This window comes from Actinoplanes sp. DH11 (assembly GCF_020873875.1).
Taxonomy (GTDB): domain Bacteria; phylum Actinomycetota; class Actinomycetes; order Mycobacteriales; family Micromonosporaceae; genus Actinoplanes.
Genome location: NZ_JAHWGU010000002.1, coordinates 279,476 through 295,668, shown reverse-complemented (window position 1 = coordinate 295,668; position 16,193 = coordinate 279,476). Strand labels below are relative to the sequence as shown.

Here is a 16,193-nt window from a genome sequence, read left to right as displayed (position 1 = left end):
GGACTGCTCCCGCATCAGCACCTGGGACTGCCCGAGGTGCACCGGGCCGCCGGTCACCCGGTCCTCTTCGACACGCTGCTGGTCTTCCAGAACTATCCGGTCGCCGACGACCTGCCCCGTCCGGGGCCGGGGGTCACCGTCTCCGGCGTGACCTTCCACGAGTCCACCCACTACCCGCTGACCGTCGTCGCCTCCGACCGCGGTGGTGTGCTGACCCTGCGCTTCGCCCACCGGCCGGGTCTGCTGCCCACCAGCGGGGTCGAGGCGCTCGGTGCCCGTCTGGTGGCGGTGCTGGCGGCCGTCGTGGATCCGGCCACCCGCGTGATCGGTGACATCGGTGTGCTCACCGCCACCGAACGCGACCTCGTGCTGGGCGCCTCGCACGGCACACCCACCGGCCGCGCCGGCACCAGCCTGCCGGAGGCCTTCGCCGCGCGGGTGCACACCAGCCCCGACGCCGTCGCGGTGCGCTGGGACGCCGGCACGCTGACCTACCGGGAGCTGGACCGGCGGGCCAACGGGCTCGCCCGCCGGCTGGCCGCGGCCGGCGTGACGCCGTCCGACCGGGTCGGCATTCGCCTCGCCCGGTCACCGGAGCTGGTGGTGGCCGTCCTGGCGGTGCTCAAGGCCGGCGCCGTCTACGTGCCGATCGACGAGCAGACGCCCGCGGACCGCACCGCGATGCTGCTCGCCCGGGCCCACGTCCGGGTGCTGCTGGAGGCGGCGGACGTCGACGCCGAACCCGCCGACAGCCCGCCCCCGGTCCGGCACCACCCGGACCGGCCGGCGTACGTCATGTTCACCTCCGGCTCGACCGGCACACCCAAGGGCGTCGAGGTCGGTCACCGGGCCGTCGTCACCGTCGCCACCCACCACCGGTGGTCGTCGGAGACACCGGACCGGGTGCTGCTGCACTCCTCGCCCGCAGCGGACCCGTCCACCTACGAGATCTGGATGCCGCTGCTGCTGGGCGGGCAGATCGTCGTCGCCCCGCCCGGCGAGCCCGACGTCGCGGCCGTGCGGCGCGTCGTGCGCGCACACCGCGTCACCGTCGCGCTGTTCACCGCGGGACTCTTCCGGGTCCTGGCCGAGGAGGACCCGGGCTGTCTGGCCGGGATGCGGGCCGTGCTCACCGGCGGTGACGTGGTCTCGGCTACGGCGGTCCGCCGGGCACTGGCGCACGCGCCCGACCTGACCGTGGTCGACGCGTACGGCCCGACCGAGGCGACCGTGTTCGTCACCGCCCATCGGATGACCGGCGGCACGGCTGTGCCGTCGACCGTACCGATCGGTGCGCCGATCGCGGACGCCCGCGTCCATGTGCTCGATCCCGCGCTGCGCCCGGTTCCGCCCGGGGCGCCGGGCGAACTGTATCTCGCCGGGCCGCAACTGGCCGCCGGCTATCTGGACGCGCCGGCCGCCACCGCGGAACGGTTCGTCGCGGACCCGTACGGGCCGCCCGGCTCCCGCATGTACCGCAGCGGCGACCACGCCCGGTGGACCGCGGACGGGCTGCTGGAGTTCCTCGGCCGCACCGACGACCAGGTGAAGATCCGCGGGTACCGGATCGAACTGGGCGAGGTGGAGGCCGCGCTCGCGGCGCAGCAGGGCGTCGCCGAGGCGGTCGCGGTCGCGCAGACCCTGGAGTCCGGGGCACGCCGCCTGGTCGGTTACGTCGTGCCGCGCGGTGCGGCCGACCTGGCGGCCGTCCGGGCGTCGCTGGCCCGGTCGGTTCCGGAGCACCTGGTACCCGCCGTCCTGGTGCCGCTGACCCGGTTGCCGCTGACGGCCACCGGCAAGGTGGACCGGCGCGCGCTGCCCGCCGCGGGTACCGCGACCGTGGCCACCGCCGGCCGCGCACCACGGACGGCTCGGGAACGACTGCTCAGTGAGCTCTTCGCCGAGGTGCTCGGCGTGCCGGAGGTCGGGCCGGACGACGGCTTCTTCGCGCTCGGCGGTGACAGCATCATGTCGATTCAGCTGGTCAGCCGGGGCCGGCGGGCGGGTCTGCTGTTCGGGCCCCGCGACGTCTTCACTCACCAGACCCCGGCGAAGCTGGCCGCGGCCTGCCGGGACGCCGACGACGCCGCCCGCACCGGCCCGGTCGCCGGGACCGGGCCGGTGCCGCTCAGCCCGGTGATGCGCCTGCTCGCCGGGCAGGGCCTGCTCACCGACCGTTTCCAGCAGTCGGTGCTCCTCGACGTGCCGGGCGGGCTGGACACCGGCGCGCTGGTGGCTGCCGTGCAGACGGTGCTCGATCGGCACGACGCCCTGCGGCTGCGCCTGCACCGCCCCGACCTGAGCCTGCACGTCGCCGAGCCCGGCTCGGTGGACGCGGCGTCCGTGGTGCGCCGGGTGACCGTGACCGGCGGTGCGTTCGACGAGGTCGTCGCCGCCGAGTCCGCGGGTGCCGTGAACCGGCTGGCGCCGGAATCCGGTGTGCTCGTCCAGGTGGTGTACGCCGACGGTGGCACCGACGGTGGCCGGCTCCTGCTGACGGTCCACCACCTGGCGGTCGACGGCGTGTCCTGGCGGATCCTGGTCCCCGACCTGTGGGAGGCCTACGAAGGCGGCCGGCTCGCCCCGGTCGGCACCAGCCTGCGGCATTGGAACGAGCTCCAGCAGAGCCGGGCCACCAGTGCCGAGGTCACGGCGCAGCTGCCGGCCTGGGCGGAGCTGCTCGGTGACCAGCAGCCGCCGCTGGGCCGCCGCCGGCTGGACCCGGCAGTGGACACCAACGGCACCGCCGTCCGCGTGACGGTCGCCGTGCCCGCCGACGCGCTCCTCACCTCCGTGCCGGCCCGGTTCTTCGCCGGTGTGGAGGATGTGCTGCTCGGTGCCCTGGCCGTCGCGCTCGGCCGGTGGCGGGACCTGCCCGGCGGGGTGCTCGTGGACCGGGAGACCCACGGCCGTACCGACCTGCCCGGCACCGACCTGTCCCGCACCGTCGGCTGGTTCACCGCCGTGCACCCCGCCCGGCTCCCCGCCGCGGCCCGCGACGTGGCGACCACGGTGAAGCTGACCAAGGAAGCGCTCCGGGCCGTCCCCGGCGACGGTTACGGCCTGCTGCGCCACCTCAACGCGGACACCGCGCCGGCATTGGCGGCGCTGCCGGTACCGGAGATCGGCTTCAACTATCTCGGCCGGGTGACCACCGGTGGCGCGATCGGTGCCTGGCGCCCGGTGCCGCACCGGCACCAGCCCGCGCCCGACCCGGATCTGCCCCTGACACACGCGCTCAGCGTCGGCGCGATCGTCGACGGCGAGCTCACCGCCACCTTCACCGCCGCCGGGAACCTCTTCGATCCCGCCGACGTGCGCCGCCTCGCCGACCTGTGGGTCGCGGCACTGACCGAGCTGACCGGCGGCGACAGCGGCGGGCACACGCCCTCGGACTTCCCCCTGGTGTCACTCCGGCAGGACGAGGTGGACCGGCTCACCGCCGCCCACCCCGGTCTGCGGGACGTCTGGCCGCTGTCGCCACTGCAGGACGGTCTGCTGTTCCACGCCTTGTACGACGACGACACCGACGACGTCTACACCTCGCAGGTCACCCTGCATCTGGAGGGCGACCTCGACCCGGACGCACTGCGCGGGGCCTGGGCGACCCTGCTGCGCCGGCACCCGAACCTGCGAGCAGGGTTCGACCATCGGCACACCGCCACCGCCGTGCAGGTGGTCGTGGACGCGCCGCTGCCGTGGCGCACCGTCGCGGCCGGCCAGGACTGGGCGGCCGAGGTGGACCGGCTGGCCGTGGCCGAACGGTCGGTGCGCTTCGACCTCGCGGACCCGCCGCTGCTGCGTCTGCTGCACGTCACCGGCGACGGGCGCCACGCGGTGATCTTCACCCACCACCACATCCTGCTGGACGGCTGGTCGATCTCCCTGCTGGCGCGTGAACTGTTCGCCGCCTACGCCGGGCGGCCACTGCCGGAGCCCGCCCACTACCGCGACCACCTCGCCTGGCTCGCGACCCGGGACCGCACCGCCGCCGTGGCGGCGTGGACCGCCGAGCTGGCCGGGATCGACGGTCCCACCGTGCTCGCCCCTGGCGCGCCGCCCGCCTCCGGCGAGCCCGCCACCGTCAGCGTCGCGGTCGGCGAGCAGCTCACCACCGCCCTGCGGGACCGGTCCCGGGCTCTCGGCATCACGGTCAACACCCTGTTCCAGGCGGCATGGGCGCTGGTGCTCGCCGGCATGACGGGCCGCGACGACGTGACCTTCGGCGTCACCGTCTCCGGCCGGCCCGCCGAGGTGCCGGGCGTCGAGTCCATGATCGGCCTGTTCATCAACACCGTCCCGGTGCGGGTCCGCCTCGCCGGTGCCGCCACCGCCGGCGACCTCCTGACCGCCCTGCAGCAGCGCCAGGCCGACCTGATGGCGCACCAGCACCTGGGGCCGGGCGAGACGGTCCGGCTCTCCGGCCGCGCGGAACTGTTCGACACCCTGCTGGTCTTCGAGAACTATCCGGTGGACGCCCTGCCCGGCGACGGCCCGGTCGTCGCGCGGGCGGAGATCCACGACGGCACCCACTACCCGCTGGCCGTCGCGGTCGTACCCGCCGGCGGCGGATATCAACTGCGGCTGCGGCACCACCCGGACGCCGTACCGGCCGGACGTGCCCGGGCCCTCGGCGAGCGGCTGGTCCACCACCTCGCCACCGTCGTCGGCGACCCCGGCCGGGACCTGCGGCACGGTGGCCTGCTCACCCCGGCCGAACGGGACCGGGTACTGGTGGCGTTCAACGACGGCGGCCCCGGCCGGCCCGCCGCCGACGTGCCCGGCGTGTTCGCGGCGCAACGCGACCGCACCCCGGACGCTGTCGCGGTCCGCTGGGACGGCGGCACCATGACCTACCGGGAACTCGACCGGCGCGCCAACGCGCTCGCCCACCGGCTGGCCGCGCTCGGCGTGGACGGCGGCGACCACGTGGCCCTCGCCCTCGGTCGCTCGCCCGAGGTGGTCGTGGCCGAACTCGCCGTCCTCAAGGCGGGCGGGGCGTATCTGCCCGTCGAGGACCGGCTGCCGGCCGCCCGGGCCCGGGCGCAACTCGCCCAGAGCCGGGTACGCGTCGTCATCGCCGACGAGGCGCACGCGGACGCCGCCGACCGTCTCGGCGTGCCACACCTGATCACACCCGCGCCGGACGAGCAGCGCGAGCACGGCCCGGACCGGTCGCCGCACCCCGACTCGGCCGCGTACGTCATGTTCACCTCCGGCTCCACCGGCGTCCCGAAGGGAGTCGAGATCCCGCACCGCGGCGTGGTCAGCCTGGCCACCGACCGGCGCTGGGAGCGCGGCCCCGGTGCGCGTGTGCTGATGCACGCCCCCTACGGCTTCGATCCCTCGACGTACGAGGTGTGGCGTCCGCTGCTACTCGGCGGGGAGATCGTCGTGGCGCCGCCCGGCGACCTGGACGTGGACGTGATCGGCCGGATGGTGCGCGAGCACGGCGTCACCGAGCTGCTGCTCACCGCCGGGCTGTTCCGGGTGGTGGCAGAGGAGGACCCGGCCTGCCTGACCGGGGTGCGCCTGCTGCTCACCGGCGGCGACGTGGTGTCCGCGGCCGGGGTGCGCCGGGTGCTCGAGCAGTGCCCGGGCATCCTGGTGGCCGACATCTACGGCCCCACCGAGATCACCCTGTTCGCCACCCGGCACGACCTTCGCGAGCCGGGCGCCGTCCCGGCCAGTGTGCCGATCGGCCGGGCCCGGGACGGCATGCGCGCCTATGTGCTGGACCGGGCCCTGCGTCCGGTCCCGCCGGGCGCCGAGGGGGAGCTGTACCTCGCCGGAGACGCCTTGGCCCGCGGCTACCTGGGCAATCCGGCCGCGACGGCGGAACGCTTCGTCGCCGACCCGTTCGCCGGCGGGGAGCGCATGTACCGCACCGGCGACCTGGTCCGCTGGAGCGACGGCGGGCATCTGGAGTTCCTCGGCCGCGCCGACCATCAGGTGAAGATCCGCGGCTTCCGGATCGAGCTGGACGAGGTGGCCGGGGCGCTCAGCGTGCTGCCGGGCATCCAGGACGCCGTGGTGGAGGCCGTCGCCGGCCCGTCCGGCGCCCGCCACCTGGTCGGCTGGGTGGTCCCGGCGGCCGGCCGGCACCTCGACGAGACGGCCGTGCTGACCCAGCTCGGCGAGCAGCTGCCGGACTACATGGTGCCGGCCCGGCTGATCTCCTTGCCGAGCATGCCGCTGACTCCGAACGGCAAGGTGGACCGGCGCGCGTTGCCCGTACCGCAGACGACGGGCGCGGTGTCCACCCGGGAACCGTCCACGCCGGCGGAGAAGTTGCTGTGCGATCTGTTCGCCGAGGTGCTCGGCCGGGACACGGTCGGCGCCGACGAGGAGTTCTTCGCTCTCGGCGGCGACAGCATCATGTCGATCCAGCTGGTCAGCAGGGCCCGCCGGGCAGGCCTGGTGCTCACCCCGCGTGACGTGTTCACCCAGCAGAGCCCGGCCCGCCTGGCTGCGGTGGCCCGCGACAACACGGCCACCCCGGCGGCGGGCGACGGCACCGGCCCGATGCGGCCGTTGCCGGTGATGCTCGCCGTGCGGGAGCGTGGCGGCCTGCATCGTGGCCTGCACCAGTCGGTGCTGCTGCGAGTGCCCGGCGGGCTCGGCGAGGCCGCCTTCACCGAGGCGGTGCAGGCACTGCTCGACCACCACGACGCGCTGCGGATGGTGTGGCCGGAGCACGGCGAGGCGTGGATCGCCGGGGCGGGCGCGGTGCCGGCCGGTGACTGTGCCCGGCGTCTGGACACCCGGACGGCCGGCGTGGACCTGAACGCGCAGGCCCGGGCGGCTGTCGACCGGCTCGACCCGGCCGCGGGACGCCTGCTGCAGGCGGTGTGGTGCGACGCCGGTGCCGACCGGGACGGCCGGCTGCTGCTGGTGATCCACCATCTGGCCGTCGACGGTGTCTCGTGGCGGGTTCTCGTACCTGATCTGGCCGAAGCCTGGGAGTCCGCCACCGCGGGCCGGGCCCCGCGCCTGGCGCCGGTGGGGACCTCGTTGCGCCGATGGGCGACCGTGCTGACCGACGCCGCCACCACACCGGAGACCCTCGCCGAACTGCCCTACTGGACGCGGGTGCTGCGGGCGCCGGAGCCGGTCCTCGGTTCCCGGCCGCTGGACCCGGCGATCGACACCGTGGCCACCCAGCGCAGCCTGAAGATGTCGCTGCCGGTCCCGGCGTCGAACCTCGACGAGGTGCTGCTCGGTGCGCTCGCCGCGCCGCTCGGTGGCATGCTCGTCGAACGGGAGAGCCACGGCCGGCACACCGAGCTGTTCCCCGGGGACCTCGACCTGTCGCGGACCGTCGGCTGGTTCACCTCGACGTACCCGGTGCGGCTGCCGTCCGGCGCGGCTCCCGCCGCGCGGCTGTCGGTGCCCGGTGAAGGCCTCGGCTACGGGTTGTTGCGCCACCTCAACCCGACCACCGCCGCCCAGCTTGCCGGGCTGCCCCAGCCGCAGGTGACTTTCAACTACCTGGGCCGGCTCACGGCCGGCGCTGCCGGCGGCTGGGAGCGGCTGGCGGCACCGGCGGTCCCGCATCCGGACCCGTCCGTGCCGCTGGCCCGCGCTCTGACCATCAACGCCGTGGTGGTGGACGGCAGCCGAGGCCCGGAACTGGCCGCCACCTTCAGCTGGGCGTCCGGCGTGCTCACCGAGGACGAGGTGCGCGACCTGGCGGCGGCCTGGCAGGCCGCGATCACCGCGTCGGCCGACGGCGCGGGCGGCGGGCGGACGCCGGCCGACTTCCCGCTGGTACGCCTGACCCCGTCCGAGATCGAGCGACTGGACCACCGCTACCCGGACCTGGAGGATGTGCTGCCGCTCGCCCCGCTGCAGGAGGGCCTGCTGTTCCACGCTCTCGACGACCGTGGCGGCGGCGACGTCTACACCACCCAGTTCGTCGTCGACCTCGGCGGCGACCTGGACGAGCAGAGGCTGCGGGCCACGTGGACGGCCCTGCTGCGCCGGCACCCCGCCCTGCGTGTGGCGTTCGTGACCGACGTCGCGTCCCGTCCGGTGCAGGTCGTGGTCACCGATCCGGTGCTGCCGTGGCGCACCGAGCAGGTGGCCGACCCGGCGGCGTGCGACGCGATCGCCGCCGAGGAGAGGGCCGGCGGGTTCGACCTGTCCCGGGCTCCGCTGATGCGGCTGGCCCTGGTGCGCACGGCCCCGGACCGGCACCGGCTGATCTGCACCCAGCATCACCTCGTGGTGGACGGCTGGACGATGCCGGTACTGCTGCGTGATCTGTTCGCGCTCTACGCCGGCCGGGTCCTGCCGCACGCCGCGCCGTACCGCGACCACCTGGCCTGGCTGGCCCGGCAGGACCGTCCGGGCGCGCTGGCCGCGTGGTCGGCGGCCCTGGCCGGTCTGGACGGGCCCACCCTGGTCGCCCCGGACGCCGGGCCGGCCGCGGGCGACGTCGAGCAGGTGACCGTGGAACTGCCCGAGCGGGTCGCCGCCGGGTTGCGCACGCTGGCCCGTGACAGCGGCATCACCACCAACACGCTGCTGCAGCTGGCCTGGGCGATGGTGCTGTCCGGGCTCACCGGCCGCGACGACGTCGTCTTCGGCGCCACCATGTCGGGCCGCCCGGCCGATCTGCCGGACGTGGAGAACACCGCCGGGTTGTTCATCAACACGCTGCCGGTACGGGTCCGGCTGCACCCGGCTGTCACGCTGCGCGAAGCCGCCGCGAGCCTGCAACGGGCCCGGACCGACCTGCTCGACCATGATCACGTCGGGTTGGCCGAGGTACTGCGGTCGGCCGGGCATCAGCGGCTCTTCGACACGCTGCTGGTGTTCGAGAACTATCCGATCGAGCCGGACGCCACCGGCCCGGACAACGTGCTGCGCCTGCTCGGCGTGACCGGCCGGGACCGGACGCACTACCCGCTCACCCTGGTGGTGCTGCCCCGGCGAGGGCTCACCGTGCACCTCGGCTACCGGCCGGACGCCCTCGATGCCGCCTGGGTGGCCGCGGCGGGTGACCGGCTGGCCGCGGTGCTGCGGATCCTCGCCGAGCGTCCGGACACCCGGGTCGGAGCGGTCGACCTGCTCGGCGCGGCGGAACGGCAGCGGGTGCTGCACGCCGCCAACGACACTGCGGCACCGGTGCCACCCGGAAGCGTGCCCGAATGGTTCGCCGCGCAGGCCGCGCGCACACCCGCGGCGATCGCGGTGGTCGACGGTACGCGCGACGTCACCTATGCCGAACTGGACGCCCGGGTGGGTGCGCTGGCCGCCCGGTTGCGGGCCAGGGGTGTCGGCACCGAGACCCGGGTGGCCGTGGTCCTGCGCCGGTCCGTGGAGCTGATCGTCGCCGTGCACGCCGTGCTGCGCGCCGGCGGTGTCTACGTCCCGGTCGATCCGGACCAGCCCGCCGACCGTGTCCGGAGTCTGCTGGCCGACGCGGCGGTCACGTGCGTGCTGGACAGCGCCGACGACGCCGGCGACCGCGCGCCGATCGGGCCGGTGCCGCCGGCGCCGTCCGCGGCCGCCTATCTGATCTTCACGTCCGGGTCGACCGGCCGGCCGAAGGGCGTGCTGGTGTCGCATGGCTCGATCGCCAACCGGGTGGCCGGTATGCAGGCCACCTTCCGGCTCACCGGGGACGACCGGGTACTGCACAAGACACCGATCAGTTTCGACGTCTCCGTCTGGGAGCTGCTGTGGCCGCTGACCACCGGCGCGACAGTGGTCCTGGCCCGTCCCGACGGGCACCTCGACCCCGCGTACCTCGCCCGGCTGATCCGTGACGAACGCGTCACCACGGCCCACTTCGTGCCGTCGATGCTCGACGCGTTCCTCGCCGAGCCGCAGGCCGGTGACTGCACCGGCCTGCGGCGGGTGATCTGCAGCGGCGAGGCGCTGGCGCCGGCCCTGGCCGGGCGGTTCGCCGACCGGCTCCCCGCGACCCTGTTCAACCTGTACGGCCCGACCGAGGCCGCCATCGACGTGACCTGGTGGCAGTACCGGCCCGGCGATCCGGTGGTGCCGATCGGCCACCCGGTCACCAACACCGCGGCCTACGTGCTGGACCGCGCGCTCCGTCCGGTGCCGACCGGCACCGCCGGTGAGCTGTATCTGGCCGGCGCCCAGCTGGCCCGCGGCTACGCCCGCGCGCCGGGACAGACCGCCACCCGCTTCGTGGCCGACCCGTTCGGCGCACCGGGACAGCGCATGTACCGCACCGGCGACCTGGCGCGACGGCGCGCCGACGGTGCCCTGGAGTACCTGGGCCGTACCGACGACCAGATCAAGATCCGCGGGGTGCGGATCGAACCCGGTGAGGTGGCGGCGGCGCTCGCCACCGCACCCGGCGTGGCCCGCGCCGCGGTGATCGCCGACGGGGACCGCCTGGTCGGGTTCGTCGTGCCGGTGCCCGGGGCGGCACCGGACCCCGGCCACGTGCGCGCACACAGCCGCCGCCTGCTGCCCGAGGTGATGGTGCCCGCCGACGTGGTGGTCCTCGACGAGCTGCCACTGACCCGCAGCGGCAAGCTCGACCGGCGCGCCCTGCCCACCCCGGCGGGTCCGGTGCTGCGCGGGCGCCCGCCCGCGACGGCGCGGGAACGGCTCCTCTGCGAGCTGTTCGCCGAGGTGCTCGGCGTCGACGCGGTGGACGCGGATCGCAGCTTCTTCGACCTCGGCGGCCACTCGTTGTCCGCCATGCGGCTGGCCGGCCGGGTCACCGCCGTCACCGGGGTGGCGGTCACCATCCGCACGTTGTTCGCCCACCCGTCCCCGGCGAGCCTCGCCGCCCGGTTGCGTGCCGACACGGGTGGCGGGGACTCGCCGCTGGCGCCGCTGCTGCCGCTGCGTGCCGAGGGCTCCCTCGCCCCGTTGTTCTGCGTGCACCCGTCGTCCGGTGTCGGCTGGACCTATGCCGGTCTGCTGCGCGAACTCCAGCCGGACCGCCCGCTCTACGCCCTGCAGGCCCCGGGTCTGACCGGCACCGGATCCGCACCGGACTCCGTCGCCGAACTGGCCGACGACTACGTCCGCCGGATCCGGGCGGTCCGGCCGGACGGGCCGTACCACCTGCTCGGCTGGTCCTTCGGCGGACTGGTCGTCCACGAGATGGCGGTGCGACTGCGGGCGGCCGGCCAGACCGTCGGGGTGGTGGTCGTGCTCGACGCGTTCCCCGCCGCCGACGGCCTCGACGAGCAGGCGCTCTACGGGCCCGCCGACCCGGACGGCGCCCTCCGCGACCGGCTGGCCGCGGCGGACCTCGGCGAGGCGGCCGTCTGGGAACAGGTCGTCGACCGGCACGCACACCTCACCCGAACCTTCCGGCCGCACGTACGCGACGGCGATCTGCTGCTGTGCACCGCCGACCGCGGTCGCGCCGCTGATGCTCCCGGTGCGGATGCGTGGCGCCCGTACGTCACCGGCGAGATCGTCCGCCACTCGATCGACACCACCCACCACACGATGACCGACCCCGAGACGATCGGCCGGATCGGCCGGATCGTCGCCGACGCCCTGGACGCCGCCGAGGTCGAGGACAACACCGCACCGGACGAAGGGAACCCCATGACCACCCCGTACCAGGACGAGGAGCGATGATCCGCACCGGCACCGCCCCCGAACCCGGACACAGTTACCAGAAGGACGCGCACGCACTGACCGGCTTCCTCGCCCGTACCGACGACGAGCTCGCCGCATTGCCTGCCGCACCGGATCGCGACGAGGCACAGCGGGCGCTGGCCGCCGCCGTGCACACCACCGCGCGCCGGGCCCGTCGCCGGTTCCTGCAGGCGCACGCCGAAGCCGTGCACGCCGAACTCACCGACGACGGCCGGGCCCATCACCGGCTGTCGGACCTCGCCACGAACGCCGCCGAACTCCTGCCCGGGCTGGTGCCCGCGAAGGAACGGCTGGAAGCGGAGCGGCGTCTGCCGCAGCGTGACAAGGAAGGCTGGGAAACCGATCAGGCGCTGCTGTTCTGGGCACTGCTCGGTGCCCCGCGGCCCGGCCGGCACCTGCTCGAAGCCATGCGCCGGCCCACGGACGCCGCCCTGGCCGCACTGCCCGGTTTCCGTGCCACCGGAGAAGTGGACCTGGGTGTCGTCCGGGTACGCCGGGACGGCCACGTCGGTGAGGTCACGGTCGACAACGCCGACTGCCTCAACGCTGAGGACGACGCCTTGGTCGCCGCCCTGGAAGTCGCCGTCGACCTGGTACTGCTCGACGACGGCATCCGCGTCGGCACCATGCGCGGGGCCCCGATGACCCATCCCCGGTACGCCGGCCGGCGCGTGTTCAGCGCCGGCATCAACCTCACCGCGCTCTACCAGGGCACGATCGGTCTGATCGACTTCTTCCTGGACCGGGAGCTCGGCTACATCAGCAAGATCCTGCGAGGGCTGAGCGTCCCGGACACCGGCGGATGGCTGCCGGAACCGATGGAGAAGCCCTGGATCGGCATCGTGGACGGTTTCGCCATCGGCGGTGGCGCACAGATCCTGCTCTGCTTCGACCGCGTGGTGGCCACCGAGGACGCCTACTTCACTCTTCCCGCCCTGCGCGAGGGCATCATCCCGGGAGCCGCGAACCTGCGCCTGCCGCGGGTGGCCGGCAACCGGCTGTCCCGGCAGATGGTCTTCGCCGACCGCCGTATCGACGCCGCCTCCCCGGACGGCCGGCTGCTCTGCGACGGCGTCTTCGCCGAGGCCGACCTGGCGGCCGCGATCGATGCCGCGGCCGCCGAACTCGCCAACCCGGCGGTCGTCAACAACCGCCGGATCCAGCACCAGTTCGAGGAGCCGGAAGACGTGTTCCGTTGCTACATGGCGGCCTACGCCGTCGAACAGGCCCGCCGGCTCTACAGCGCCGACCTGGCCCAGGCACTGGAACGAACCTGGATGTCCAGGAAACGCGGATGACCGGCCACCCACTGCTCCCCACCGACGCACCGGTCAGCCTGCTCGACACGGCGGAGACCGCGATCGACGGCGAGCTGGCTGTCGAGCTGTACCGGCGGATGGTGCTGGCCCGGCGCTTCAACCGGCAGGCCACCGCACTGACCCTGCAGGGCCGGCTGAGCGTCTACCCGTCCAGCGCCGGCCAGGAGGCCGTCGCGGCCGCCGTGACTCTCGCCCTCGCCGAGGAGGACTGGCTGTTCCCCACCTACCGCGACACGGCGGCCGTGGTGCTGCGCGGCGTCGACCCGGTCCAGGCCGTGACGCTGCTCCGCGGGGACTGGCACCACGGCTGGGACCCCGGCGCACACCGGGTCGCCCCGCTGGCCACCCCGCTGGCCACCCAGACCGCGCACGCGGTCGGACTGGCCCACGCCGCCGCGCTGGCCGGCGACGACCTGGCGGTGCTGGCGCTGATCGGTGACGGCGGCACCAGTGAGGGCGATTTCCACGAGGCGGTCAATCTGGCGGCCGTCTTCCGCTCCCCGGTCGTCTTCCTGGTGCAGAACAACGGCTACGCCATCTCCGTTCCGCTGTCGCGGCAGTCGGCGGCCCCGAGCCTGGCACACAAAGGCATCGGGTACGGGGTGCCGGGTGTCCTGGTGGACGGCAACGACGCCCTCGCCGTGCACCGGGTCGTCGACGAGGCGCTCACCCGGGCCCGCCGCGGCGGCGGTCCGTCGCTGATCGAGGCGCGGACCTATCGCATCGACCCGCACACCAATGCCGACGACGCGACCCGCTACCGCGCCGACGAGGAAGTGGCCGAGGCGCGCCGGCGGGACCCTCTCCCACGCCTGGAACGCCACCTGCGGGAGCGAGGACTGCTGGACGACGCCACGGTCCGGGCCGCGTCCGTCGCCGCCGAGGCGCTGGCGGCCGTACTGCGTGACCGCCTGGCCGACGAACCCCGCCCGGATCCCGCCGACCTGTTCACCCACGTCTACGCCACCACCCCACCACACGTCGCCGAGCAGCGGCGCGTCCTGACCGGGGAGGCCGGCCGATGACCGGCGCCACGATGGTTCACGCGCTCAACCAGGCCCTCGGTGACGCGATGGCCGCCGACCCGGCGGTTCACCTGCTCGGCGAGGACATCGGCACCCTGGGCGGCGTCTTCCGGGTGACCGACGGCTTGGCCGGACGCTTCGGCGGCGACCGGGTCACCGACACCCCGGTCGCCGAGTCCGGCATCCTGGGCATGGCTGTCGGCATGGCGATGTACGGCCTGCGCCCGGTCGTCGAGATGCAGTTCGACGCTTTCGCCTACCCGGCGTTCGAGCAGCTCGCCAGCCACGTCGCCAAGATGCGCAACCGGACCCGCGGGGCGCTGCCGATGCCGATCACCATCCGGATCCCGTACGGCGGCGGGATCGGGGGAGTGGAGCACCACAGCGACTCCTCCGAGGCGTACTACGCACACACGCCCGGTCTGCTGGTGGTCGCACCGGCCACCGTGGCCGATGCGTACGGCCTGCTGCGGGCCGCGATCGAGGCCGACGACCCGGTGGTCTTCCTGGAGCCCAAAGTCCTCTACTGGGCGAAGGGCCAGTGGGACCCGGCGGCGCCGGTGCCGCCACTGGGCCGGGCCGCCGTCCGCCGGCGCGGAACCTCGGCCAGTCTCGTCACCTACGGGCCGATGCTGCCGGTGTGCCTGGCCGCCGCCGACAGCGCCCGGCAGTCCGGCTGGGACCTGGAAGTCGTGGAACTTCGCTCGCTGGTGCCGTTCGACGACGAGACCGTGGCCGAGAGTGTGCGGCGCACCGGCCGCGCCGTCGTCGTGCACGAGGCGTCCGGGTTCGCCGGATTCGGCGCGGAGGTCGCGGCCCGCATCGGCGAGCGGTGCTTCCACTACCTGGAGGCGCCGGTTCTGCGCGTCACCGGCTTCGACGTGCCGTACCCGCCGCCGCTGCTGGAACACCATCACCGTCCGGGCGTCGAACGGATCCTGGCCGCCGTCGCCCGGTTGCAGTGGGAGTCCGAGTGGCGGGAGCCGGCCCGATGACCGTACGCGAATTCCGGCTGCCCGACCTCGGGGAAGGCCTGACCGAGGCCGAGGTGCTGCGCTGGCTGGTGGCCGTCGGCGACCGGGTCGGCGTCGACCAGCCGGTGGCCGAGGTGGAGACCGCGAAGGCGGTGGTGGAACTGCCGTGCCCGTACCCGGGTGTGGTGACCGCACTGGGTGCCGCACCCGGCACGGTGATCGCGGTCGGTGACGTGCTGCTTCGCGTCGACGGTGCGGGCCGGCCCGCACCGCGGGTTCTCGTCGGCTCGGGCCCGGCCCCCGCCGCGCTGACGCCGGCATCGCGCACCCCGGGCCCGATGCCGGCTGTGGCCGTGATCTCCCCCTTGGTGCGCCGTCTTGCCCGGGAACGCGGCGTCGACCTGAGCCGGCTCGCCGGCAGCGGTCCGGGCGGCCTGGTCGTACGGGCGGACGTGGAGCGCGCCGTGCCCGGCCGTCCCGCGGCTGTTCCCGGTCCCGCGGCTGTGCCCGGTCCTGCGGCGGCCCCGCCTGAGATCACCGGCGTCTCCCCGACGCCTGGCGAGCCGGACGGGCGTCCGTCCGGCGCAGCGGACGAGGTGGAGCGGATCCCGTTGCGGGGCGCGCGGCGGCTTGCGGTGGAACGTCTCACCCGCAGCCGCCGCGAGGTACCGGACGTGACCTGCTGGGTGGACGCGGACGCCACCGCATTGATGGCCGCGCGCGCGGTCTCCGGCGTACCGCTGATGGCGCTGCTCGCCCGGATCTGCGTGGCCGGTCTACGCCGCCATCCCGAACTGAACGCCCGCGTGGACACCGCTCGTGACGAGATCTGCCGGATCGGGCCCGTGCACCTCGGCATAGCCGTCCAGACCGACCGGGGTCTGCTGGTCCCGGTGATCCGGGATGCGCACCTGCGCAGCATCGCCGACCTGGTCCAGGAGATCACCCGGTTGACCGCTGGGGCGCGCGACGGCACCCTGTCGCCGGCCGAGTTGACCGGTGGCACGTTCACCCTCAACAACTACGGGATGTTCGGTGTGGACGGCGCGACGCCGATCCTGAACGCGCCGGAAGCCGGGATGCTCGGCATCGGCCGGATCGTCGCCAAGCCGTGGGTGCACCACGACGCCCTGGCTGTGCGTCAGGTGGTGCAATTGACCTGCACATTCGACCATCGCGTCTGCGACGGGCAACCGGCGGCCGCCTTCCTGCGATTCGTGGCCGACTGTTGCGAACAGCCGACGACGCTGCTGGGCTGGGTCTGA

Annotated in this window: 5 protein-coding genes (1 of these 5 cut by a window edge); all 5 read left to right on the top strand. The window is 74.4% G+C overall.

The window, feature by feature from the left end:
- Tightly spaced (each overlapping or abutting the next), the 5 genes in view from LPA41_RS04420 to LPA41_RS04400 form a layout consistent with a single transcriptional unit that may run on beyond the window.
- Positions 1-11,589: the end of a non-ribosomal peptide synthase/polyketide synthase gene (locus LPA41_RS04420; protein WP_229068488.1), read on the top strand. It extends 12,882 nt beyond the left edge of the window; 11,589 of the gene's 24,471 nt are visible here — the last part of the coding sequence; the start codon falls outside the window, past its left edge; it ends in the stop codon at positions 11,587-11,589.
- Positions 11,586-12,908, top strand: coding sequence for an enoyl-CoA hydratase/isomerase family protein (locus LPA41_RS04415; protein WP_229068486.1), 1,323 nt, complete (start codon positions 11,586-11,588; stop codon positions 12,906-12,908). Before LPA41_RS04420 ends, LPA41_RS04415 begins: the two co-directional genes overlap by 4 nt.
- Entirely contained in the window at positions 12,905-13,954 is a 1,050-nt protein-coding gene (locus LPA41_RS04410; protein ID WP_229068484.1) for a thiamine pyrophosphate-dependent enzyme, read from the top strand. The genes LPA41_RS04415 and LPA41_RS04410 overlap by 4 nt, the downstream gene beginning before the upstream one ends.
- Complete coding sequence (locus LPA41_RS04405) at positions 13,951-14,949, top strand: alpha-ketoacid dehydrogenase subunit beta (RefSeq protein ID WP_229068482.1); 999 nt, start codon at positions 13,951-13,953, stop codon at positions 14,947-14,949. Before LPA41_RS04410 ends, LPA41_RS04405 begins: the two co-directional genes overlap by 4 nt.
- Positions 14,946-16,193 (top strand): dihydrolipoamide acetyltransferase family protein, encoded by a 1,248-nt coding sequence (locus LPA41_RS04400; RefSeq protein ID WP_229068480.1) that lies wholly within the window; start codon positions 14,946-14,948, stop codon positions 16,191-16,193. Before LPA41_RS04405 ends, LPA41_RS04400 begins: the two co-directional genes overlap by 4 nt.